Source organism: Pseudomonas sp. LBUM1651 (assembly GCF_059716135.1).
In genome coordinates this window covers 5392063-5414269 of record NZ_CP166805.1, presented here as the reverse complement: position 1 = coordinate 5414269, position 22207 = coordinate 5392063, and the positions used below count along the sequence as shown (strand labels likewise).

At 61.1% G+C, this 22207-nt stretch carries 18 protein-coding genes; 11 read left to right on the top strand and 7 right to left on the bottom strand.

Annotation, left to right across the window (positions count from 1 at the left end):
* Window positions 1–11 precede the first annotated feature (11 nt).
* Both thiE and ACA066_RS25365 read right to left on the bottom strand, forming a co-directional pair.
* On the bottom strand, window positions 12–635 hold the full coding sequence (gene thiE, locus ACA066_RS25370) for a thiamine phosphate synthase (RefSeq protein ID WP_497697088.1): 624 nt from the start codon (window positions 633–635) through the stop codon (window positions 12–14).
* A gap of 32 nt (window positions 636–667) precedes the next feature.
* Window positions 668–1465, bottom strand: a complete 798-nt coding sequence (locus ACA066_RS25365) for a hydroxymethylpyrimidine/phosphomethylpyrimidine kinase (RefSeq protein ID WP_497697087.1) — start codon at window positions 1463–1465, stop codon at window positions 668–670.
* 320 nt (window positions 1466–1785) lie between these two features.
* Between ACA066_RS25365 and ACA066_RS25360 the strand changes: the two genes are divergently transcribed.
* The 4 genes from ACA066_RS25360 to ACA066_RS25345 all read left to right on the top strand — a co-directional run bounded on the left by ACA066_RS25360 (window position 1786) and on the right by ACA066_RS25345 (window position 8279).
* Entirely contained in the window at window positions 1786–4170 is a 2385-nt protein-coding gene (locus ACA066_RS25360) for a 7TM diverse intracellular signaling domain-containing protein (protein WP_497697086.1), read from the top strand.
* A 73-nt stretch (window positions 4171–4243) separates the two neighbouring features.
* Window positions 4244–5890, top strand: coding sequence for an acyl-CoA dehydrogenase family protein (locus ACA066_RS25355; RefSeq protein WP_497697085.1), 1647 nt, complete (start codon window positions 4244–4246; stop codon window positions 5888–5890).
* Between the two features lie 182 nt (window positions 5891–6072).
* On the top strand, window positions 6073–7572 hold the full coding sequence (amn, locus tag ACA066_RS25350) for an AMP nucleosidase (RefSeq protein ID WP_253432414.1): 1500 nt from the start codon (window positions 6073–6075) through the stop codon (window positions 7570–7572).
* Window positions 7573–7643: 71 nt separating this feature from the next.
* On the top strand, window positions 7644–8279 hold the full coding sequence (locus ACA066_RS25345; RefSeq protein WP_497697084.1) for a pseudouridine synthase: 636 nt from the start codon (window positions 7644–7646) through the stop codon (window positions 8277–8279).
* Here the strand turns inward: ACA066_RS25345 and ACA066_RS25340 are convergent.
* A complete protein-coding gene (locus tag ACA066_RS25340; protein WP_462007603.1) occupies window positions 8274–8483 on the bottom strand; it encodes a DUF2788 domain-containing protein in 210 nt (69 codons plus the stop codon). The genes ACA066_RS25345 and ACA066_RS25340 overlap by 6 nt on opposite strands.
* A gap of 224 nt (window positions 8484–8707) precedes the next feature.
* On the bottom strand, window positions 8708–9187 hold the full coding sequence (locus ACA066_RS25335) for an Lrp/AsnC family transcriptional regulator (RefSeq protein ID WP_497460559.1): 480 nt from the start codon (window positions 9185–9187) through the stop codon (window positions 8708–8710).
* 436 nt (window positions 9188–9623) lie between these two features.
* On the opposite strand from ACA066_RS25335, the gene ACA066_RS25330 reads away from it, so the two are divergent.
* A complete protein-coding gene (locus tag ACA066_RS25330) occupies window positions 9624–10634 on the top strand; it encodes a DUF6515 family protein (RefSeq protein WP_497697083.1) in 1011 nt (336 codons plus the stop codon).
* Window positions 10635–10672: 38 nt separating this feature from the next.
* On the opposite strand, the gene ACA066_RS25325 is transcribed toward ACA066_RS25330, so the two are convergent.
* Window positions 10673–11566: a cation diffusion facilitator family transporter gene (locus ACA066_RS25325; RefSeq protein WP_497697082.1), complete on the bottom strand. Its 894-nt coding sequence runs from the start codon at window positions 11564–11566 to the stop codon at window positions 10673–10675.
* A 29-nt stretch (window positions 11567–11595) separates the two neighbouring features.
* Complete coding sequence (gene pmcY / locus ACA066_RS25320; RefSeq protein WP_497697081.1) at window positions 11596–12015, bottom strand: periplasmic Zn2+ metallochaperone PmcY; 420 nt, start codon at window positions 12013–12015, stop codon at window positions 11596–11598.
* 363 nt (window positions 12016–12378) lie between these two features.
* Here pmcY and hrpB point away from each other — a divergent pair, with 363 nt between their 5' ends.
* On the top strand, window positions 12379–14904 hold the full coding sequence (gene hrpB, locus ACA066_RS25315; RefSeq protein ID WP_497697080.1) for an ATP-dependent helicase HrpB: 2526 nt from the start codon (window positions 12379–12381) through the stop codon (window positions 14902–14904).
* 167 nt (window positions 14905–15071) lie between these two features.
* Here hrpB and ACA066_RS25310 read toward each other — a convergent pair whose 3' ends face one another.
* The gene (locus tag ACA066_RS25310; RefSeq protein ID WP_497699962.1) at window positions 15072–15992 is read right to left on the bottom strand and encodes a LysR substrate-binding domain-containing protein; all 921 of its coding nucleotides are present in this window, start codon (window positions 15990–15992) and stop codon (window positions 15072–15074) included.
* Between the two features lie 226 nt (window positions 15993–16218).
* Between ACA066_RS25310 and ACA066_RS25305 the strand changes: the two genes are divergently transcribed.
* The 5 genes from ACA066_RS25305 to ACA066_RS25285 all read left to right on the top strand — a co-directional run bounded on the left by ACA066_RS25305 (window position 16219) and on the right by ACA066_RS25285 (window position 22138).
* Entirely contained in the window at window positions 16219–17712 is a 1494-nt protein-coding gene (locus ACA066_RS25305) for an aldehyde dehydrogenase (RefSeq protein WP_497699961.1), read from the top strand.
* 31 nt (window positions 17713–17743) lie between these two features.
* Window positions 17744–19114 carry an aspartate aminotransferase family protein gene (locus ACA066_RS25300; RefSeq protein WP_497697079.1) on the top strand — a complete coding sequence of 457 codons (1371 nt, stop codon included), beginning with the start codon at window positions 17744–17746 and terminating at the stop codon, window positions 19112–19114.
* 400 nt (window positions 19115–19514) lie between these two features.
* Window positions 19515–20501 (top strand): ABC transporter substrate-binding protein, encoded by a 987-nt coding sequence (locus ACA066_RS25295; RefSeq protein WP_497697078.1) that lies wholly within the window; start codon window positions 19515–19517, stop codon window positions 20499–20501.
* Between the two features lie 9 nt (window positions 20502–20510).
* On the top strand, window positions 20511–21314 hold the full coding sequence (locus ACA066_RS25290) for an ABC transporter permease (protein WP_033054201.1): 804 nt from the start codon (window positions 20511–20513) through the stop codon (window positions 21312–21314).
* Entirely contained in the window at window positions 21302–22138 is an 837-nt protein-coding gene (locus tag ACA066_RS25285; RefSeq protein ID WP_497697077.1) for an ABC transporter ATP-binding protein, read from the top strand. Before ACA066_RS25290 ends, ACA066_RS25285 begins: the two co-directional genes overlap by 13 nt.
* Window positions 22139–22207 lie beyond the last annotated feature (69 nt).

The window sequence follows — 22207 nt, the reverse complement described above, 5'->3', positions numbered from 1 at the left end:
TTTTAAGCTACTTAAATAGAAAGCAGGGCGTTGAATGCGCGGGCACGGCGCGTCACTTCGGTCGTGCTCTCGGCGCCAAACAGGCCGTGGACCACCGCCAGCAGATCGACCCCGTGGGCCACCAGCGGGACGGCGTTTTCCAGGGTGATGCCGCCGATCGCGCAGATCGGCAGGTGCAATTTGCTGCGGGCCTGGTCGAGCAGTTCGAGGCTGCAGGTCGGTGCGCCGGGTTTGGTGTTGGAGTTGAAGAAGCGGCCGAAGGCGACATAACTGGCGCCTTCCTTGGCCGCTTGTTCGGCGAGTTCGAGCTGCGCATGGCAAGTCGAACCGATGATCGCCTGACGACCGAGCAGTGCACGAACCGGCATCAGTGGCCCATCGGTCTGGCCCAGGTGCAAACCGACACCAAGGCGTGCAGCCAGTTCGTAGTCATCGTTGATGATCAGCTGGGTCTTGTAGAGTTCGCACAAGCTGCGCAGGGATTCGGCCTCGCGCAGACGCCGGGCATCGTCACTACTTTTGTCGCGGTATTGCAGCAGAGTAACGCCGCCGTCCAGCGCCGCTTTTACATACGAAAGAAATTTACCGGCCAGTAACTGACTGTCGGTAATGGCATACAGGCCACGTAGTTTCATCGGACAAGCCTCTCCGCTTTACGCATAGAAGGTTACGAACAGAAATCCAGCGGCAGGCGGCGTGGTACGAACTGGCCTTTGCCCAGCTGCTCGGCATCTCGCAGGGTCCGCCAAGTGTAGTCAAGCGCGGTCTGCACGGCGCTGGCGAGGTTTTCACCCAAGGCCAGTCGACCGGCCAAGGCGCTGGCCAAGGTGCAACCGGACCCATGATAGCTGCCGGGCAGGCGCTGGCAGGTAAAGGTTTTGCGGCTACCGTCGCGGCTGTACAAACGATTATGAATTTCGTGTTCGTCGCCATGGCCACCGGTGATCAACAGGTGTTTGACGTACGGCAGGAGTTTTTCAGCGCACTCGTCCGCGGTGCCTTCGGGCAGTTCGGCGAGGATGCGGGCTTCGGGAAGGTTAGGGGTGGCAATGATTGCCAGCGGCAGGAGACGTTCGCGCATGGCGTAACCGACTTCATCCTTGCCCAGTCGTCCGCCGCCACCGGCGCGCAGCACAGGGTCGCAGACCATCGGCAAGTGCGGGTGTGCCTGAAGCAGTTCGACCACGGTGTCGACCATTTCCAGGGAACCGAGCATGCCCAGTTTCACCGCAGCGACTTCGGAGTCGTTGAGCACGGCATTGGCCTGGGCCAACACCCACTCACGGTCGAGGACGCGAAAGTCAGTGACGTTGACCGTGTCTTGCACGGTCAGGGCGGTGACGGCCGGGGCCGCATGACAACCCTGAGCGAGCAGGGCTTCGATATCTGCCTGCAAGCCGGCGCCACCACTTGGGTCGTGGCCGGAGAGACAGAGGACAACGGGGCGAGAGCTGTAGATATTCATGGTGCGCGAGCTTACCACCAGTCGACCGACGAGTCATGGCACGAACTTTGTAGCAGCTGAAGCCTGCGGTCGGCTGCTACAGGAATGCGGCCGGCAGCCGATGCATATTCGTAGCCTGACCGAGCAAACAGCTCTAACCCAATGCACGCTGTAATGCCCGTACTAGAGCCTTTACAGGAAATGTTTCAATGGTGTTCAATGGCCATCAACGGCTATGCTAGAGTGGATCCAAACCAATAGCAGGTAATACCGGTTTTACGTCTACTCAAAGGGAATGAGGGGCTTCCTGAGATAACCGGACAGGCTACGCTGGGGCTTAAATGCGCTATTTGCTGATATTGCTGTTTTGCTTGCCCCTCATGGCGAGCGCAGTCGAATTCGATGAATTCACTCAAAGCCTGCCCCTGGGCCGAACCCTGCAAGTGTTCGAAGATGCCGATGGTCAGGCGACCATTGATGATGTCCGTGCGCAAGCCGCTGCCGGAAACTTCAAACCCCACGATAAGGCCACTCTCAACGCCGGTTACTCGCGTTCGGTGTTCTGGCTGAAAATCGACCTGCATTACCGCCCGACCAATCCCTCCGTGCAACGGACCTGGCTGCTGGAGCTGGCCTATCCGCCCCTCGATCATCTTGATCTGTATTTGCCCGATGCTGCGGGAGCCTATCAATTCGCCCGCCAGACCGGCGATGCCTTGCCGTTCGACAGTCGCGAGATTCGCCAGAACAACTATTTGTTCGATCTGAACTTCACCCCGAGTCAAACGCAAACCCTGTACCTGCGCCTGCAGAGCGAAGGGTCGATCCAGGCGCCAGTCACGTTGTGGTCGAGCACGGCATTCCTTGAAGAACAGCCGGTGCGGCTCTACGTGCTGGGCCTGATTTACGGCGTGTTGTTGGGGATGCTGGTCTACAACCTGTTCATTTACCTCAGCGTGCGCGACACCAGCTACCTCTATTACATCTTCTACATTGCCTCGTTCGGTCTGTATCAACTGTCGGTGAACGGCGCGGCCGTGCAGTATTTCTGGCCGAACGATCCCTGGTGGGCCAATGCTGCGACGCCGTTCTTCATTGGTTGTGCGGGGCTGTTCGGCAGCCAGTTCGCCCGCAGCTTCCTGCAGACGGCCACCCTCAACCGCTGGCTCGATCGCTTGCTGCTGGCGTTGATTGCGTTCGGGGCGGTGGTGGTCGGCTTGTCGTTAATGACCAGTTACGCCTTGGCCCTGCGTCTGGCGACGGCCCTGGCGCTGACGTTCACCGTGGTGATTTTCGCCGCGGGGATTTTCGCCTGGTGGCGCGGCCTGCGGGTGGCACGTTATTTCATCATCGCCTGGTCGGCGTTTTTGCTTGGCGGCGTCGTCAACACGCTGATGGTGTTGGGTTACCTGCCGAACGTGTTCCTGACCATGTATTCCAGCCAGATCGGCTCGGCCATCGAAGTGGCGCTGTTGTCCCTGGCCCTGGCCGACCGCATCAACGCCATGCGTGAGCAACAGGCGCAGACCTTGTTCGATGCCGGTCAAAAGCTCGAAGTGCTCAACCAGCAACTGGCGCACAGTAACAAGCTCAAGGATGAATTCCTCGCCACGTTGACCCACGAATTGCGCACACCCATGAACGGTGTGATCGGTTCGCTGGAGCTGATGCAAACCGTCGAGATGGACCCGGAACTGGAGCAATACCAGCAAACGGCCGCCGGTTCGGCGCGAGACATGATGCGCATGGTCAACGGTATCCTCACCCTGACCGAATTGCAGGCCGGCAAGCTCAAGGCTAATGCGTCCACCTTCAGTTTGCGCAGCGTGGTCGATGCCCTGCGCGTGCAGTTCGAAGGCAATGCGTCAGGCAAGTCACTTGACTTCAAGGTTGACGTCACGCCAGGCCTGCCGGACCGTTTGCACGGCGACAACATCAAGTTGGCGCAATGCCTGGAATGCCTGCTGGACAACGCGATCAAGTTCACCCGTGTGGGCGGCGTGGCGTTGCGGGTCACGGGTAAACCCTTAGGCCCCGACGGGCTGGCACTGTCCTTTGCAGTGATCGACACCGGCATCGGCTTCACCGATTTGGGCGAGGCGACGCTGTACCAGCGCTTTTTCCAGCTCGACGGCTCGATGACCCGGGAATATGGCGGTCTGGGCGTTGGCCTGGCGATCTGTCGGCAACTGGTCGACTTGCTTGGCGGGCATCTGACTCACCGATCCGAGCCCGGTCGCGGGAGTCGCTTCCAGCTCGACGTCGAGTTTGAGTTGCCCGTGGTAGAGCGAGTCTCAACGCCCATGATGACGCGGGAATTCCCGCGTCTGCGTCTGCCGCAGGACTGCACCGTGTTGCTGGTGGATGAAAACAGCATCAATCAGCTGGTGATGCGCGGCATGTTGCTCAAGCTCGGGTTCCGGGTGCGAACGGCCGACAATGGCGTGGCCGCGCTGGATCTCTTGCAGCGTGAAGCATTCGACGCCGTGCTGCTCGATGGTCAGTTGCCGTCGCTGGATGGCGTATCGCTGTGCTGCCAGATCCGCGCCTTGCCGGGCTGCGAGCAATTGCCGGTGTTCATGATTGCCCTGAGCGCTGATCGGGAACGCTGCCCGACGGGTGCCTTGATTGATCACCTGAGCAAGCCGGTGAAGTTCGAAGACTTGCAGGCTGCGCTGTATCGTCGGGTGCTCTGTCCAAAACAAGGCGAAAGCGCCGACAGTTAGGCGGATATGCCACTTTGTTCGGCCTCGGGGCAGTGATTAACTGAATTCCTTGGCTGACCAAAGGAGCCCCGTCATGAACCTGCATCAGTTCGCCGAAACCCACGAAGTTACCAACCAGCCACCGTCGCTGGACGGTGCCAACCTGTATCGCATCGATTTGCCGTTGCAGGAGTGGTCGCGGCGTTTCGGGGCCGGTTGGGCCGAATCGCGGATCGACGCTTATGGCGCACTGGCCGGTGGGCCGCTGATGGAGGCGGGGTTTCTGGCCAACCAGAACAAGCCGGTGTTCAGCAGTCACGACCGTTATGGTCATCGCATCGATCTGGTGGAGTTTCACCCGGCTTATCATGAGCTGATGCGCACTGCGATCGAACACGGGCTGACCTCGCTGCCCTGGGCACATCCGCAATCCGGCGCCCACGTCGCCCGCGCCTCCATGACCTACCTGCATAGCCAGGCCGAAGCCGGCAGCGGTTGCCCGCTGACCATGACTTTCGCCAGCGTCCCGGCGATGCGCGTGCAAGCGGACCTGGCCAAGCAGTGGCTGCCGAAAATCCTCGCCACCGAATACGACCCGCGCAACGTCGGCATGGCGCACAAGGCCGGCGTCACCATCGGCATGGCCATGACTGAGAAACAGGGCGGCACCGATGTGCGGGCCAACACCACCAAGGCGTATCCGATCGGCGCCAGCGGTCCCGGTCAGGCCTACGAACTGGTGGGCCACAAGTGGTTCTGTTCCGCACCGATGTGCGATGCCTTCCTGACCCTGGCACAGACCGACAAGGGTTTGACCTGTTTCCTGTTGCCGCGTCATCGCCCGGACGACACGCGCAATCAGTTTTACATCCAGCGTCTGAAGAACAAGCTCGGTAATTGCTCGAACGCGTCCAGCGAAGTCGAATTCCGCGGTGCGCTGGCGTGGATGGTCGGCGAAGAAGGGCGCGGCGTTCCGACCATCATCGAAATGGTGGCCATGACCCGCTTCGATTGCATGGTCGGTTCCAGCTCGCTGATGCGCCAGGCGTTGACGCAGGCCAGCCATCACTGCGCTCACCGCATGGTCGGCGGCAAGCTGCTCAGCGAACAACCGTTGATGCAGAACGTGCTTGCCGATCTCGCGTTGGAAAGCGAAGCGGCCTTGGCGTTGAGCCTGCGCATGGGCAAGGCGCTGGATCATCTGGGCGATGAGCATGAAGCGAAATTCGCGCGCCTGGTAACGGCGGTGGGCAAATACTGGATCTGCAAGCGCGCGCCCGCCATGATAAACGAGGCCGCCGAATGCATGGGCGGCGCGGGTTATGTCGAAGACAGCATCCTGCCGCGTTTGTACCGTGAGGCACCGGTCAATTCGACGTGGGAAGGTTCTGGCAACGTGCAATGCCTGGACGTGCTGCGGGCGCTGTCGAAAGAACCGGGTGTGCTCGATGTGCTGTTCAGCGAGTTGGGCGATGGTCATGGCGATAAACGCCTGGCGGCGCACATCAGCCAATTGCAGGCAGCTTTCAAGGACACCAGCGACATTCAGTATCGTGCCCGCCAGCTCACCGAAGACATCGCCTTGGGGCTGCAGGCCAAGCTGTTGCTGGAGGCTGGCAACTCGGCGGTCAGCGATGCCTTCATTGCCAGCCGCCTCGGTTCGGCCGGCCGCGTGTATGGCGCGTTGCCACGGGGATTGGAGGTGGAAGCGATCGTCGCCCGCTCGACCCCGCTTCTATAAACGACACAAAACCCCTGTGGGAGCGAGACCGGCTTGCCGGCGATAGCGATTTAACATTCAACATTGCAGTTGCCTGTCACACCGCTATCGCGAGCAGGCTCGCTCCCACATTGGATCTGTGGTGGGTTCGGGATTTATGTATCAACACGCCACTGTTCCCGTGAAGCGACGATGCAGGCAAGATGAAGACCTGCAAGTCAGAACACAGGATGCTGATCGTGACCGAAGCTTTTATTATCGTTCAAACCGCCGAGCAAGCCGTGGACCGGCTTGCGCTCTTGCACAATCGTGCCACCACCGCGCTGAACCAGGCGCTCAAGCGTTACCTCAAGGATCGTATTGAGCCGGACGCCGAACAGCGTGCGATGTTTCGTTATCCTGAACTGCGTCTGACCTACCACTGCCAAGGCGAAGTCCCACAGACCACGCGCGCCTACGCCAAGGTTCAGTTGCCGGGGACCTACAGCGTCACCGTCACTCACCCGGCCGCCTTCCGCAAATACCTGCTGGAACAGCTGGTTCCCCTGATGCACGACTTCACCGTGACCGTGGAAGTCGGCATCAGCCAGCAGAACATTCCTTACCCCTACGTGGTCGAGCAGGGCGATGAACTGGCCGGCTCCGGCGTGACCGCTGCCGTGCTGGCGCGGGTGTTCCCGAGCACCGACCTGTCCGCCGCCACCGATGGCATCGCTGACGGTTTGTACGATTGGGAAAACACCGATCCGCTGCCGCTGGCCCTGTTCGATGCCGCGCGGGTGGATTTCTCCCTGCGCCGCCTGGTGCATTACACCGGCAGCGACTGGCGCCATGTGCAGCCGTGGATTCTGCTGACCAACTACCACCGCTACGTCGACCAGTTCATCGTCCATGGCCTGGAGCAGTTGCGCAGCGATCCGCGTTTCGTGCGCATGGTTCTGCCGGGCAACGTGATCATTGAAAAGAGCATGGACCACGGCGAAGCCTCGGCGATTGCGGCCGGTGTGGTTTGGCATCGCTATCAAATGCCGGCCTATCACCTGATCGCCAGTGACGGTCATGGCGTGACCCTGGTGAACATCGGCGTCGGCCCGTCCAACGCCAAGAACATTACCGACCATTTGGCTGTGCTGCGTCCGCATTGCTGGCTGATGATCGGTCACTGCGGCGGCCTGCGTCAGTCGCAGACCATTGGCGATTACGTGCTGGCTCACGCCTACATGCGTCGCGACGGGATTCTCGACCGGGTCGTGCCGCCAAACATTCCGATTCCGGCCCTGGCCGAGGTGCAGATGGCGTTGCAGCAAGCGGCCGCCAACATCACCGGCGAGAAGGGCGACGAGCTGAAAAAACGCCTGCGCACCGGCACCGTGCTGACCTACGACGACCGTAACTGGGAGTTGCGCTGGGCCCAGGAGCGTCCGCTGATCAACCTGTCCCGCGCCGTGGCGGTGGACATGGAAAGCGGCACCATCGCCGCACAAGGTTATCGCTTGCGAGTGCCGTATGGCACGTTGCTCTGCGTCTCGGACAAACCGCTGCACAGCGAAATCAAGCTGCCGGGTTCGGCCAACGCCTTCTATGAGCGTGCGGTCAGCCAGCACTTGAAGATCGGTATCGAGGCGGTGGATCTGTTGCGCACCGAACTCAACTCGTTGCACTCGCGCAAGTTGCGCAGCTTCGACGAACCGCCGTTCCGGTAACAGTTGTCATGGTCATTTGGCGGTCAGGGCACTAGCATTAGCACCCCTGACCGTTAGATGTTCCCTTTCCCATGTCTCGTCCTCCACGCCCCGTGTCTCGCCGTCCTGGCGCGAACAACCCGCCATCAGCCCCGCGCCGTGTCGCCAAAGCGCCACCGGCAGAGCCGAAGCTGATCCTGTTCAACAAACCCTTCGATGTGCTGACGCAATTCAGCGACGGCGAAGGGCGGGCGACGCTCAAGGACTACATCGAGATTCCCGGGATTTACCCGGCAGGACGGCTGGACCGTGACAGTGAAGGCTTGCTGCTGCTGACCAACGACGGCCAGCTTCAGGCGCGGATTGCCGATCCCAAACACAAACTGGCCAAGACCTATTGGGTGCAAGTGGAGGGCGAACCGAGCGCTGAGCAGTTGCAGCGTTTGCGCGAGGGTGTCGAACTGAACGACGGCATGACCTTGCCCGCCGAGGCGCGACAACTTGAAGAGCCTCAATTATGGCCACGCAATCCGCCGGTACGTTTTCGCAAAAGCGTGCCGACCCGCTGGCTGGAGCTGGTGATTCGCGAGGGGCGTAACCGTCAGGTCCGGCGCATGACCGCGGCGGTCGGCTTGCCGACGTTGCGGTTGGTGCGGGTCAGGATCGGTGACTGGTCGATCGAAGGGCTCGATCAGGGCCAGTGGAAGGAAGTGCCGGCGCGGTTATAAAGTGCCGGTCTCGATCATGCCGATAACCACGCTTTTGACCACGAATGCTGCCACGCCTAGCCCCAGCACGAAGAACAGGATGAACGAGCCAAAGCGCCCGGCCTTGGATTTTTTCGCCAGGTCCCAGACGATGAAACCCATGAAAATGATCAGAATGCTGACCAGTCCGGTCATCATCCACTCTTCGAATACTGCAGGATCCATCGGACATCTCCAGCGCGGGCGGGGCTAAAAGGCGCTGGAGTATACGGCAGGGAGGATCGGAGCGGCATTGACCTGCGACTGTGTGTCGCAGCTATTCGTCGCCCAGTCCTAATCTGTAGGAGCGAGCTTGCTCGCGATGGACTTAAGGGCGGCGCGTTTAATCAGGAGGCACGCGTTATCGTTAACGTCCATCGCGAGCAAGCTCGCTCCTACAGGTAAGCGTGTCAGTTACGCAGATGAGTCAGCGGCAACTCGGTGCTATTGAGCACCTGATTCAACACAAAACTCGACCGCACACTCGTCACCCCATCAATCCGCGTCAGATGTCCCAGCAGCAATTTCTGATAGTGATCCATGTCCGGCACCACCACTTTGAGCTGATAGTCCGCATCCATGCCCGTCACCAGGCTGCATTCCAGCACTTGCGGCAACGTGCGAATCGCCGCTTCGAAGTTCTCGAACCGCTCCGGTGTGTGTCGGTCCATGCCGATCAGCACATAGGCAGTCAGGCTCAAGCCGAGCATCTTACGGTCCAGCAGCGCCACTTGGCGGGAGATGTAGCCGTCGTCTTCCAGTTGCTTGACCCGGCGCGAGCAAGGTGAAGGCGACAGGCCGATGCGTTCGGCCAGCTCCTGGTTGGAGATGCGCGCGTCGCGCTGCAATTCCGCCAAAATGCTCAGGTCGTATCGGTCGAGTTTGCTCATCAGTCAGGCCTTTGTCATCTCAATTGCGGCAGATTATCTATCCATGGTTAAAAATTGCGCAAGTCATGTTTATTTGAGCAATCTTCGCAATCCTCTGCCGATGCCTGCGGCCTATTCTTATCACCAGAATCACTGCTCGGACAAACAGTCCACAGCGGCTCGCCCAATCCGGCCAGCCGCGGCCGCCACCCCCACCGGGGATGTGCCGGCCCCCGAGCTACACACTGTCCAGAAGACGGCGTGAGGTGAGCCGACGTCAAAAGCGTCGAGCACGGACGAAGTTCTCAAAGGGAGGCCGACGGGTCTCCCTTTTCTTTTGCCCGCAATTTATCGCCGACCCCTCAATAAATAAGTTGCGCGACTGATAACCTGTTGCAGAACCGGCTTGTGCTTTCCCAGTCTTACGTACAGGCCCTAACCCGCAGTGAGGAAAAGCATGAAGTCGCGCATCTGGCGTTTGGCCGGTGTTGGTTTGCTGTGTATCAGTGTCACTGCGCAATCGCTGGCCGACGAGCCGCAGAACCGTGGCCCGGACAACGGGCAACGTGGAGATGGCCACCAGGGCAACAACCAGGGCCATGGCGGCAACAATCAACCGCGCCCGCAGAATAACGACATCATTCGTGGCGACAACAGTCGCCAGTTCGAGCCCAACGCCCAGCCGCGCGATGGCGGTCAGTCGCAATACAGTCAGCCTCGCGACTTCAACAATCCTGTTCGGCCGCCACCGCCGCCACCACAATTGCCGGCCAACGACCTGCCGATCCAGGGGCGGCCCGATACCGTGCGCCAGACCCAACAGCCACAGCGTGGTTACTACCAGGATGTACCGCGGCGCAATGACAACAATCAGCACTGGCAGAACAACGGCCCGCGTCCTGATGACCATCACTGGGCCGGTCGTCCCGACGGACGCGGCAACGGCTGGGGCCCCGGCCCGCAGTATCGTCCGGGTCATGTGATCGATCGCTTCCCGGATCGTGACTACCGCGTGCCGTATCGGGGCCAGGATTATTTCTACTCCGGCGGCTACTGGTACCGACCGCTAGGCCCACGATATGTGGTGGTGCAGCCGCCGCGCGGGATTCGCGTCGGCTACCTGCCGGATTACGCCCGTGAAGTGTGGATCGGGGGCGCGCTGTTGTTCCTCGCGGCCGGTTCGTACTACGCCTACCAGGAAAGTACTCAGGATTACGTGGTGGTCGAGCCGCCTGTGCAACCGCAGCCGCAACCGGTCAGCAATGGTTATGACGTGGTGGCGTATCCGGCCAACGGCCAGTCGCCTCAGCAGGTCAATCAGGACGGGTACGAGTGCTATCAATACGCGGTGCAGCAAAGTGGTTTCGATCCGCGCACGGCCACCTACCAACCGGCCCCGTCGGTGGTACAAGCCTACCGCCAGGCCCAAGGCAACTGCCTGAGCAGTCGCGGGTATCGGCTTGAGTAGGGGCAGCTACAAGCTACAAGCTACAAGCAACTTGCCGCTTAAAGCTTGCTGCTTGAAGCTGCTCTAATCGGGTCGGCGTGCACCAGCACTTCGGCCCGTGGGTAAGCGGCGTGAATGGCATCCGCCGCCTGATCGCTGATGCCGTGGGCAACTGACAGGGTCAGCTCGCCCGGCAGTTCCAGATGCAGTTGCACGAACCACTGGTTGCCGGAAACCCGCGTGCGCAGGTCATGCGCGCCCAGCACGCCCGGTACGCTGCACGCCAGTTCGAGCATATGCTGACTGACATCCGGCGGCAGCTCTTCATCCATCAACACCGTAAAACTTTCCCGGGCGATTTGAATGGCGCTCCAGAGAATGTACGCGGCGATCCCCAATCCGAACCACGGATCCACCTGATGCCAACCAAAGCTGGCCAGCACCAGCGCAACCAGAATGCTGCCGTTGAGCAGCAGGTCAGAACGGTAATGCAGGGAGTCGGCGCGCACTGCGCTCGAGCCGGTGGCCTTGACCACTCGATGTTGCAACATCAACAGGGCCAACGTGAGCACCAGAGAAAAAACGATGATCCCGATGCTGAGCCACGGAGCACCTACCGGTTCCGGATGTTTGAGCCGATCAAACGCCTGCAACGCAATCAGCACGGCACTGGCGCCAATGAACAACGCCTGCGCCATGCCCGCCAGCGACTCGGCTTTGCCATGACCGTAACGGTGATCGTCGTCGGCGGGGCGTAACGCGTAATGCACCGCCAGCAGGTTGAGCAGCGCCGTGACGCCGTCGAGGGTGGAATCGGTCAGCCCGGCGAGCATGCTCACCGAACCGCTCAACCACCAGGCGATGGCTTTGGCGACGATCAATGTGCACGCCACCGCCACCGAGGCACGGGTCGCCAGCCGCAGCAGCCGGGCGTGTTTGGAGCTGGAAATCATAAGTGCGGTGATTCCTTTATGTGCACGGATTACGCGGCTGGTTGCAGGCCGAGCATCGCCAGTTGCTGAGTGCTGCCCTTGTGTTGAATCAGGCGTGGGTCGTCCAGCGGGAAGCTGCGGCCCAGTTCGGTTTCCAGAATAGTCTGCAACTTGTGGTTATCGACCTTGCCGTCGGCGCCAATGGCTTCCTTGAGTTTTTCCGGTGCCACCTGCGCGGTTTCGCCGGGCGCGTAGTAGATCGCGCCGGTGGCGAAGTCGACCGCAAACGCGATCAGGCCGGGGATGATGTAGAACAGCAGGCCCACGGCATCCAGCGCCGCGATGGCCGGGTCGATCTTGCCGTCAATCTGCCCGCGGCGGTCAGGGTAGAAAATAGATCCGCAAGCCGTTACTTGGGTCAGCAGGGTTGCAACCAATACACCGCCAATCAGGCGAAAGGGAACACGCATATGAAAACTCCTGAGTCATCTGGAAAACGAAGCGTCGTCGATATGAATTAGGACCGCGACTAACGCCGAGCAGTTCGCCGTTATACTCGGCCCGGCAGGGCGTGCCCACAGTAAATTGCGGCCGCGTCTCACCCCTTCCTGGAATAGTTGAGTACTGAAGTTGTTTTTTCCAGATCGACCACGCGTAACGGCTGATGAATTTGATCGGGGTTCGGCCCTCCGGGCTGAAGCTGTGGACGCGCCATGCTGCGTTGCGGGACTTGGTAAGGAAACGACCCTTACCTGCGCCCCACGCCTTGCCTGGCACGCCCACAGCTTCAACGCGACTCGCAATTTACTGTGGGCACGCCCTGGGGAGCCAGCATGATTTCTTTGCCGATTGATGAAGTTTTACCCGCGCTGCGTGAAGCCTTGGCTACACGCCACGAAGCCGTGCTCGAAGCACCGCCCGGCGCCGGTAAAACCACACGTGTGCCATTGGCCCTGCTCAACGAGCCGTGGCTGGCCGGGCAGACCATTCTGATGCTCGAACCGCGCCGGTTGGCTGCGCGTGCGGCAGCGGAGCGGTTGGCCAGTGAGCTGGGTGAAAAGGTCGGCGAAACCGTCGGCTATCGCATTCGGCTGGACAGCAAAGTCGGCCCCAACACCCGTATCGAAGTGGTCACCGAAGGCATCCTCACCCGACGCTTGCAGGACGACCCGGCGCTGGAAGGCGTGGGTCTACTGATCTTCGACGAATTTCATGAACGCAGTCTCGACGCCGATCTGGCGCTGGCCCTGAGCCTGAATGGCCGGGAGCTGTTCCGTGACGATCAACCGCTGAAAATCCTGTTGATGTCGGCAACGCTGGAAGGTGAACGCCTGGCCGGGCTGCTCGACGACGCGCCGATCCTGCGCAGTGAGGGCCGCATGTACCCGGTGGCGATGCGCTGGGGGCGGCCGTTCCAGCCCGGTGAATTCATCGAACCGCGTCTGGTGCAGACCATCCTTGAAGCCTTGAACGACGAAACCGGAAGCCTTCTGGTGTTTCTGCCGGGGCAAGCGGAAATCCGCCGGGTGCATCAACAACTGGCCGATGCGCTGGGCGAGAGCACGCAGGTGTTGCTCTGTCCGTTGCACGGTGAACTGGACCTGGCCGCGCAACGCGCCGCGATCGACCCGGCGCCGGCAGGCTTTCGCAAAGTGGTGCTGGCGACCAACATCGCCGAGACCAGCCTGACCATCGACGGCGTGCGCGTGGTGATCGATGCCGGGTTGGCACGGGTGCCGCGTTTCGATCCAGGCAGCGGCATGACTCGCCTCGACACGCAACGCATCTCCCGCGCCAGCGCCACTCAGCGCGCCGGCCGGGCAGGGCGGCTGGAGCCGGGTGTGTGTTATCGCTTGTGGTCGCAGGATCAACACGAACAACTGGCGGCCTACGCCAGTGCGGAGATTTTATCGGCGGACCTCTCGGGCCTGGCACTGCAACTCGGTCGCTGGGGCGTATCGCCGGGGCAATTGGTGTGGCTCGACGTGCCACCCGCCGCCGCTTATGCCCAGGCTCAGGACTTGCTTGATCGTCTGGGGGCACTGGACGGTGAAGCGCTGACCCGTCACGGTCAGGCCATGGCCGAACTGCCAGCGCATCCGCGCATCGCACATTTGTTGCTGCGCGGTCAGGCGCTTGGCTTGGCGGACATGGCGTGTGACGTCGCGGCACTGCTCGGCGAGCGGGATATCTTGCGCGGTGCCGGCGCCGATTTGCACAGTCGATTGGTGCTGCTGTCCGGCGAAGAACGTGCCGCGCGCGGTGCTCAGGGCAGCGTGCAACGGGCTCGGCAACTGGCGCGTCAGTATCGCGGTTACCTGCGCGGCAAACCGTCGGAGCCGGTCGGCGACCCGGATCATCCGCGTTGGCTCGGCGCACTGTTGGCGCTGGCCTATCCCGATCGTGTCGCCCAGCAACGTCGTGCGGGCGGTGCGGAATATCGCCTGGCCAACGGTCGCGCCGCGTTGTTCGCCGAAGCCGACAGTTTGATGAAACAACCTTGGCTGGTGATCGCCGATCTGGGCAGTCGTCAGGGCCAGCGTGAGGAACGGATTTATCTGGCGGCGGATTTCGATCCGGCGTTGTTCAATTCGGTATTGGCCGAGCAAGTACGCGTGGTCGATCAGCTGGATTGGGACGAGCGCGAAGGCGTGTTGCGCGCCGAGCGTCAGCGCAAGGTCGGGGAGTTGATCCTCAGTCGAGAACCGTTGACCGGGTTAGATGAAACCGCGCGCAGTCAGGCGCTGGTGAATCTGGTGAATCTGGTGCGGCGCAAGGGGCTGGAGCTGTTGCCATGGACGCCGGAGTTGCGTCAGTGGCAGGCGCGGGTCGCGTTGTTGCGGCAGTTGGACCTTGATAGCAAGGATCAGAGTGAGTGGCCGGATGTCAGTGATGCTGCGCTGCTCAAAAGCCTCGAGCACTGGTTGATGCCGTATCTGGGGAAGGTCTCGCGGCTCAGTCATTTTGCCAATCTGGACTTGTCGAGCATCGTTCACAACCTGCTGCCGTGGCCGTTGCCGCAGCGGCTGGATGAGCTGGCGCCGCATCATTTGAGCGTGCCGTCGGGGTCGTCGATCCGGCTGGATTACAGTGAGCAGCCGCCGATTCTGGCGGTGCGTTTGCAGGAGTTGTTCGGCCTGGCCGAAACGCCGCGTATCGCCGGTGGGCGGCAGGTGGTGAAGTTGCATCTGTTGTCGCCGGCGCGGCGGCCGGTGCAGGTGACGCAGGATCTGGCGAACTTCTGGCGCAGCACGTATGCCGAGGTGAAGAAGGATTTGAAGGGGCGGTATCCGAAGCATTATTGGCCGGATGATCCGTTGGTTGCGGAGGCAACCGCGCGGATCAAACCCCGCAAATAATCTCTAAGGCTGAACACAAACCTGTGGCGAGGGGGTTTACCCCCGTTGGGTGGCGAAGCCGCCCCAAAATCAGCCACTGCGGTTGGTCAGGCACACCGCATGCAATGGTTTTACGACTGCTGCGCAGCCGAACGGGGGTAAACCCCCTCGCCACAGTTTCACCTGGCTCAGATTTTTGTTGTGGCCTTGGCGGTGAGCTGCTCCCGGCAGTAATCCGCAAACAACTGCGCCGGTTTGGTCAGTTGCCCACGTTTGAGCCACGCCGCCACCAGCCCTGAACCGGTGACGTCTTCGACGATGTCCACGCACACCACTTTCTGGCCGTCGTAGGTGCATTCCGAGTGCGGGCGGGTGACCAGGATCGAGAAGCCGAACCCTTGGCCGACCATGCCCCGGACCATCTCGATCGACGGTGAGCTGAAGGCGATGTGTGGCGTAAGGCCAAGCTCTTCGAACAGGCTGACGAAGTAGGTCCGGCTCGGTTGCACGTCCAGCAGAATCATCGGCTCCAGACACAGATCCCGCAGCGACACTTGCTTGAGCTGGGCAAAGCGATGATCCGCCGGCAGCAGTGCATAAGGCCGCTGCGCCGGCATCAAGGGTTCGGTTTCGATGGTGGCGTCGAGGTCGTGTTCATAGAGGATCGCCAGGTCGAAGGTGCCCGAGGTCAGGCCTTGTACCAGCTCTTGTTGCTCGCCGTCGCGGATGCGGATTTTCACGCCTGGGTACAGCGCCGAGAACCCGGCAATCAATTGCGGCAGGTACAGCGGCGCGACGGTTTCGAAGCAGCCGATGTCGATTTGCCCGGCCACCACGTCGTTGTCGGCGAGGGCGTTCTGTTCGAACTCCTTGGCCATGCGCAACAGTTCCTGGGCCTTGCGGTAGAAGCGCGCACCGCTGGGGGTCAGGGACACGCCCTGGGCGTGATGACGGATCAGCAGTTGCACGCCGAAGCTGTCTTCCAGGCCTTTGATCGCCGTGGAGATCGCCGGCTGAGCGATGTACAGCTTGCGCGATGCCTCGGCGACGCTGCCGCATTCGACGGTGGTGATGAAGTATTTCAATTGACGCAGGTTGTAGGCAGCCACGGCAAACCTCGGGGTGGATGGACTCGACATCCAGGCAATTTTTGCGCCGACTGCATCCGTTCTGACGACGGGTGTTGTTGTGCCTGAACAATAACCACATACCGCGCAACCGTGGAGATGGGCTGCCCAGTTTTTTCATGGTCTGCGAAGACATTTTTACTATTTTTCCTCGACACGGGCCTGGGCCACCATCCAGACACAAGAAAAGCCCATGGAGCATCTGAACGTGTTCGAGCTTGCATACTGGCAAAAAAAAGCCGCTTCGCTGCCGTTTCCCGACCAGGCCGTGATCGACGGTAAACCCCGTTCGGCGCAGTCGGGCCAGACCTTCGCCGCGATCAACCCGGCCACCGGCCTATGCCTGGCCAACGTGACCGCGTGCGGCGATGAAGAAGTGAACGCGGCGGTGCGAAATGCGCGGCAGGTGTTCGAGGCCGGCGCCTGGGCGGCGCGTTCGCCGGCTGAGCGCAAGCAGGTGCTGCTGCGTCTGGCCGATCTAATCATGAGCCACCGCGAAGAACTGGCACTGCTGGATTCGCTGAACATGGGCAAACCGGTGATGGACGCCTACAACATCGACGTGCCGGGCGCTGCCGGGGTGTTTCGCTGGTACGCCGAAAGCCTCGACAAACTCTACGACCAGATCGCGCCGAGCGCACAAAACGTGTTGGCAACCATCACCCGCGAAGCGCTGGGCGTGGTCGCCGCTGTGGTGCCGTGGAACTTCCCGCTGGACATGGCCGCGTGGAAACTCGCGCCAGCGCTGGCGGCCGGCAATTCGGTGATCCTCAAACCCGCCGAGCAATCACCGTTCTCCGCCCTGCGTCTGGCTGAACTCGCACTGGAAGCCGGGCTGCCGGCGGGCGTGCTGAACGTGCTGCCGGGCCTCGGCGAACAAACCGGCAAAGCCCTCGGTTTACACCCGGACGTCGATTGCCTGGTGTTCACTGGCTCCACCGAAGTCGGCAAATATTTCATGCAGTATTCCGCGCAATCGAACCTGAAACAGGTGTGGCTGGAGTGCGGCGGCAAGAGCGCCAACCTGGTGTTCGCCGATTGTCAGGAACTGGATCTGGCGGCGGAAAAAGCCGCGTTCGGGATCTTCTTCAATCAGGGTGAAGTGTGTTCGGCCAACTCACGATTGCTGGTGCAGCGTTCGATCCATGACGAGTTCGTCGAGCGTCTCAAGGCGCAGGCCGAACGCTGGTTGCCGGGTGATCCGCTGGACCCGTCGAGCAGCGCCGGGGCGATCGTCGACAGCCGTCAGACCGCGCGCATCATGAAGTTCATCGAGCAGGCCGAACGCCAGGGCGCGACCAAAGTGTGTGGCGGTCGGCAGTCGATCTTCAATGGCTCCGACAACTTCATCCAGCCAACGATTTTCACTAACGTGAGCCCGGACATGCCGCTGTTTCGCGATGAAGTGTTCGGCCCGGTGCTGGCGGTCACAGCCTTCGACGACGAGGCACACGCCTTGCAACTGGCGAACGACAGCGTCTACGGTCTGGCCGCCTCGCTGTGGACCGACGACCTCAATCGCGCCCACCGCGTGGCGCGGCAGTTGCGCGCGGGCACGGTGTCGGTGAACAGCGTCGATGCGCTCGACGTGACCGTGCCGTTCGGCGGCGGCAAGCAGTCCGGTTTCGGCCGAGACCTGTCGCTGCACTCATTCGATAAATACACCCAGTTGAAGACCACCTGGTTTCAGCTGCGCTCATAACAGCCGCTAACAACAAAACGGAGAACTGGCGATGACCACACCACGTGAAACCCGCGACTACCAGGCCGCCGACGCGGCGCATCACATCCATGCATTCGTCGATCAGAAGGCGCTCAATGACGAAGGACCGCGGGTGATGGTCCGTGGCGAGCGCCTGCACCTGTGGGACAACGATGGTCGGCGTTACCTCGACGGCATGTCCGGGTTGTGGTGCACCAACCTCGGTTACGGGCGCAAGGACCTGGCCGCTGCGGCGACGCAACAGCTTGAGCAGCTGCCGTACTACAACATGTTTTTCCACACCACCCACCCGCAGGTGATCGAGCTGTCGGAGCTGTTGTTCAGTCTGTTGCCGGGGCACTACAGCCACGCGATCTACACCAACTCCGGCTCCGAAGCCAACGAGGTGCTGATCCGCACCGTGCGTCGTTACTGGACGATCCTCGGCAAGCCCGAGAAGAAAGTCATGATCGGTCGCTGGAACGGTTACCACGGTTCGACGCTGGCGGCGACGGCGCTCGGCGGCATGAAGTTCATGCATGAAATGGGCGGCATGCTGCCGGACATCGAGCACATCGACGAGCCGTACTTCTTCGCCCACGACGGCAACCTGACCCCGGCCGAATTTGGCTTGCGGGCGGCGCAGCAACTGGAAGCGAAGATTCTCGAACTCGGCGCGGACAGGGTCGCCGGGTTTATTGCCGAACCGTTCCAGGGCGCGGGCGGGATGATCTTCCCGCCAGAAAGTTACTGGCCGGAAATTCAGCGGATCTGCCGCAAATACGACGTGCTGTTGTGTGCTGACGAAGTGATTGGCGGCTTCGGTCGCACCGGCGAATGGTTCGCCCACGAACACTTCGGTTTCGAGCCGGACACGCTGTCGATCGCCAAGGGTCTGACCTCCGGCTACATCCCCATGGGGGGGCTGATTCTGTCGAAGAAAATGGCGCAGGTGCTGGTGGAGCAGGGCGGGGTGTTTGCCCACGGCCTGACGTACTCCGGGCACCCGGTGGCGGCAGCGGTGGCCATCGCCAACCTCAAGGCGTTGCGTGATGAAGGCGTGGTGACGCGGGTCAAGGAAGACATCGGACCGTACCTGCAAAAGTGCTTGCGCGAGGTGTTTGGCAATCACCCGTTGGTGGGGGATATCCAGGGCGTCGGGATGGTTGCGGCGTTGCAGTTGGCCGAGGATAAAACCAGCCGCAAGCGCTTTGCCAACGAGAACGACATTGCGTGGCGCTGCCGCACGATTGGCTTTGAGGAAGGGGTGATCATTCGTTCGACGCTGGGGCGGATGATCATGGCGCCGGCGTTGATTGCCAGTCGGGAGGAGGTTGATGAACTCGTCGGCAAGACCTTGAAAGCGGTCGATCGTACGGCTCAGGAATACGGTCGGCTCTGATATCGCAGGAAGGTCCTTCGGACCTTAATCGCGGGCAAGCCTTGCTCCTACAGGTGATGTGTTGAACGCAAATTTTGCGGCCGACACAAACCCTGTAGGAGCAAGGCTTGCCCGCGATTGCGTTAGCCCATTCAACACACTTCTAACCTTTTGCACCCACCCCGTGCACCCCCGCCAACCCCGCCCTTTTACCGCGCACGCTACCCAGTTTTTTCATCACTCCCCTCGACATATTTCCTAATTTTCCTAATCCCCACCTGGGTCCAACATCGACCTGGCCAGTCAGCCGAACGCTGCCCACAACAAGGTCCATCAGAGACCACCCGTGGCAGCTCTTCTCCAAAGGCCGCTGGCCGTACTGCCCATGACAAAACTAAATCAACAGCTTTGGGAGTGCTCCATGATCAAGTCCTTGCTTACCCGCGTTGCTCATCCACTGGCGGTCACCGCCATTGCCGCCACGGTCGCTACCAGCGCCCAGGCCGGCACCCTTTCTATCGGCCACACCACATGGGTCGGTTACGGCACGCTCTACCTGGCCCAGGACCTGGGCTACTTCAAGGAAAACGGTCTGACCGTCGAATTGCCCGTCGTCGAAGAAGCCTCGATGTACATGGCCGCGCAAGCCTCGGGCGAATTGTCCGGGTCGGCGTCGACCATCGACGAAGTGCTCAAGTATCGTCCGCAATTCTGCTTCAAGGCTGTCGCTGCACTGGATGACAGCCATGGTGGCGACGGTGTTCTGGTAGGCAAGGACGTCAAGAGTCTGCAGGAATTGAAAGGCAAAGCGGTGGCGGTAAACGAAGGTTCCACCTCGCAGTTCTGGCTGTCGTACTTGCTGAAAAAACACGGCATGAGCATGAGCGACATCACCGTGCAGAACATGACGGCCGACGATGCCGCCACCGCGTTCATCGCCGGTCGCGTACCGGCCGCCGTGACCTGGGAACCGCACCTGTCGATGGTGCGCAGCAAGCAGCAGGGCAAGGTGCTGATCGACAGCAGTAGCACGCCGGGGGTGATCGTCGACGTGGTCGCGCTCAACTGCACGGTCATCGAGAAGCAACCGGAAGACGTCAAGGCGTTGGTCGCCGGTCTGTACAAAGCGGTGCAATACACCAAGGACCATCCGCAGGAAGCCTACAAAATCATGGCCAAGGGCGTCGGTGGTTACCTCGCCGATCCGAAGGAACTGGAAGCTGCCGCGCAAGGCGTGCGTTTCTACGATCAGGCCATGAGCGAAAAGCTCCTGGGCTCGCCGGGTAAGCCGGGCGACAGCGAACCGCTGATCAAACTGGCCAATGAAACCGCCAGTGAATTGCAGGGCAAACCCTACAACGTCAGCAATGACGACCTGATCGACAACCGCTTCGTCACCCCGCTGTAGGAGGTTCGCATGTTCAAGCGCAATTCATGGCTGAGCCGCTGCATCACGCCCAAGACCGGCCTGCCGGTGTCGGTGATCTGGAGCGCAAGCGGCCTGGCCTGGGTGTTGTTGGTTGGCCTGTGGGCCGGGTTGTCGTATGGCGGCGTGGTGCCGGGCATGTTCCTGCCGACACCGGGCGCGGTGGTCGAAGCCGCCGTGCGCCTGAGCCGCGACGGCACGCTTGGCCAGCACGTGTGGGCCAGCGTCGAAGTGGTGATGGTCGGTTTCATTGTGTCGTCGCTGGTGGCGGTGCCGCTGGGGTTGCTGATGGGCAGCTTTCGCATCGTTCAGGCGTTCCTCGAGCCGATGGTGAATTTCATCCGTTACTTGCCGGTGACCTCGTTCGTGCCGCTGTTCATTTTGTGGATCGGCATCGGTCTGGAGCAGCGGGTCTCGGTGATCATCTTCGGCGTGTTTTTCCAGCAACTGGTGATGATCGCGGACGTGTCCAAAGGCATCTCCAAGGACTTGATCAATGCGTCTTATACCTTGGGCTCGAACCGTCGCGATGCGGTGCTGCATGTGATCGCGCCGGCCTCTTTGCCGGGTGTGCTCGACACCTTGCGCGTGACCATGGGCTGGGCCTGGACTTACCTGGTGGTCGCCGAGCTGGTCGCGGCTTCGAGCGGTTTGGGTTACTTGAGCCTTAAAGCCATGCGCGGCTTTCAGGTGGATGTGATTTTCCTCGCCATCGCGATCATCGGCCTGTTGGGCCTGGTCACCGATCAACTGTTCCGTTTCCTTCGTCTGAGGATTGCCGCATGGGCTCAGTAACTGCCGTCAACCCGCGTTTCGTCACCCCGATGGCTGCCCCGGCGCACGCCGCGCCACGTCTGCAAGTGGACAAGGTCAGCCTGCGTTACCAGAAGCCCGACGGCGGAATGTTCACCGCGCTGGATCAGGTTTCATTCGAAGTCCCGGATCAACAGTTCGCTGTGCTTGTCGGGCCGTCGGGTTGCGGCAAGTCGAGTTTGCTGTACCTCACTGCCGGCCTGAACGAGCCCACGGAAGGCGAGATCTATGTCGGTGGTCAGCAAGTGCAGGGCCCCGGCGCGGATCGCGGCATGGTGTTCCAGAGCTATACGCTGTTCCCGTGGCTGACGGTGCGGCAGAACGTCGAGTTCGGCCTCAAGCGTCGTGGCATGGCGGCGGCGCAGCGCAAGGAAATTGTCGATTACTACGTTAATGAAGTGGGCCTGACAGGGTTCGCCGACAACTACGCCAAGCAACTGTCTGGCGGGATGATGCAGCGCGTGGCGATTGCCCGCGCACTGGCCAATGATCCGCAAATCCTGTTGATGGACGAACCCTTCGGCGCCCTCGACAGCCAGACGCGCCTGCAAATGCAGCAACTGTTGTTGCGGGTCTGGGGCAACAGCAAGAAGACCGTGCTGTTCGTGACCCACGATATCGACGAGGCGATTCTACTGGGCGACCGCGTTTACGTGATGGGCGCCAGGCCTGGGCGGATCAAACAGATTCTGGACGTGCCGATCGAACGCCCACGGACGCTGGACATGGTCATGGAGCGCTCGTTCATCGAGATGAAACGCAATATTTTCGGCTTACTTCACGACGAGCTGGAAGAGGAGCATTGAGCCTGCCCGATCCCTGTAGGAGCCGAGCTTGCTCGCGATAGCGGTGTGTCGGTCGACATCAATGTCGAA

What these genes read in the sequence shown, in the direction of transcription:
- pmcY (WP_497697081.1), bottom strand. Translation starts at nt 12,015, where the DNA reads ATGCGTGTTCCCTTTCGCCTGATTGGCGGTGTATTGGTTGCAACCCTG.
- ACA066_RS25330 (WP_497697083.1), top strand. Translation starts at nt 9,624, where the DNA reads ATGAAGTCGCGCATCTGGCGTTTGGCCGGTGTTGGTTTGCTGTGTATC.
- ACA066_RS25290 (WP_033054201.1), top strand. Translation starts at nt 20,511, where the DNA reads ATGTTCAAGCGCAATTCATGGCTGAGCCGCTGCATCACGCCCAAGACC.
- ACA066_RS25360 (WP_497697086.1), top strand. Translation starts at nt 1,786, where the DNA reads ATGCGCTATTTGCTGATATTGCTGTTTTGCTTGCCCCTCATGGCGAGC.
- ACA066_RS25365 (WP_497697087.1), bottom strand. Translation starts at nt 1,465, where the DNA reads ATGAATATCTACAGCTCTCGCCCCGTTGTCCTCTGTCTCTCCGGCCAC.
- ACA066_RS25295 (WP_497697078.1), top strand. Translation starts at nt 19,515, where the DNA reads ATGATCAAGTCCTTGCTTACCCGCGTTGCTCATCCACTGGCGGTCACC.
- thiE (WP_497697088.1), bottom strand. Translation starts at nt 635, where the DNA reads ATGAAACTACGTGGCCTGTATGCCATTACCGACAGTCAGTTACTGGCC.
- ACA066_RS25300 (WP_497697079.1), top strand. Translation starts at nt 17,744, where the DNA reads ATGACCACACCACGTGAAACCCGCGACTACCAGGCCGCCGACGCGGCG.
- hrpB (WP_497697080.1), top strand. Translation starts at nt 12,379, where the DNA reads ATGATTTCTTTGCCGATTGATGAAGTTTTACCCGCGCTGCGTGAAGCC.
- ACA066_RS25285 (WP_497697077.1), top strand. Translation starts at nt 21,302, where the DNA reads ATGGGCTCAGTAACTGCCGTCAACCCGCGTTTCGTCACCCCGATGGCT.
- ACA066_RS25325 (WP_497697082.1), bottom strand. Translation starts at nt 11,566, where the DNA reads ATGATTTCCAGCTCCAAACACGCCCGGCTGCTGCGGCTGGCGACCCGT.
- ACA066_RS25355 (WP_497697085.1), top strand. Translation starts at nt 4,244, where the DNA reads ATGAACCTGCATCAGTTCGCCGAAACCCACGAAGTTACCAACCAGCCA.
- amn (WP_253432414.1), top strand. Translation starts at nt 6,073, where the DNA reads ATGAAGACCTGCAAGTCAGAACACAGGATGCTGATCGTGACCGAAGCT.
- ACA066_RS25335 (WP_497460559.1), bottom strand. Translation starts at nt 9,187, where the DNA reads ATGAGCAAACTCGACCGATACGACCTGAGCATTTTGGCGGAATTGCAG.
- ACA066_RS25340 (WP_462007603.1), bottom strand. Translation starts at nt 8,483, where the DNA reads ATGGATCCTGCAGTATTCGAAGAGTGGATGATGACCGGACTGGTCAGC.
- ACA066_RS25345 (WP_497697084.1), top strand. Translation starts at nt 7,644, where the DNA reads ATGTCTCGTCCTCCACGCCCCGTGTCTCGCCGTCCTGGCGCGAACAAC.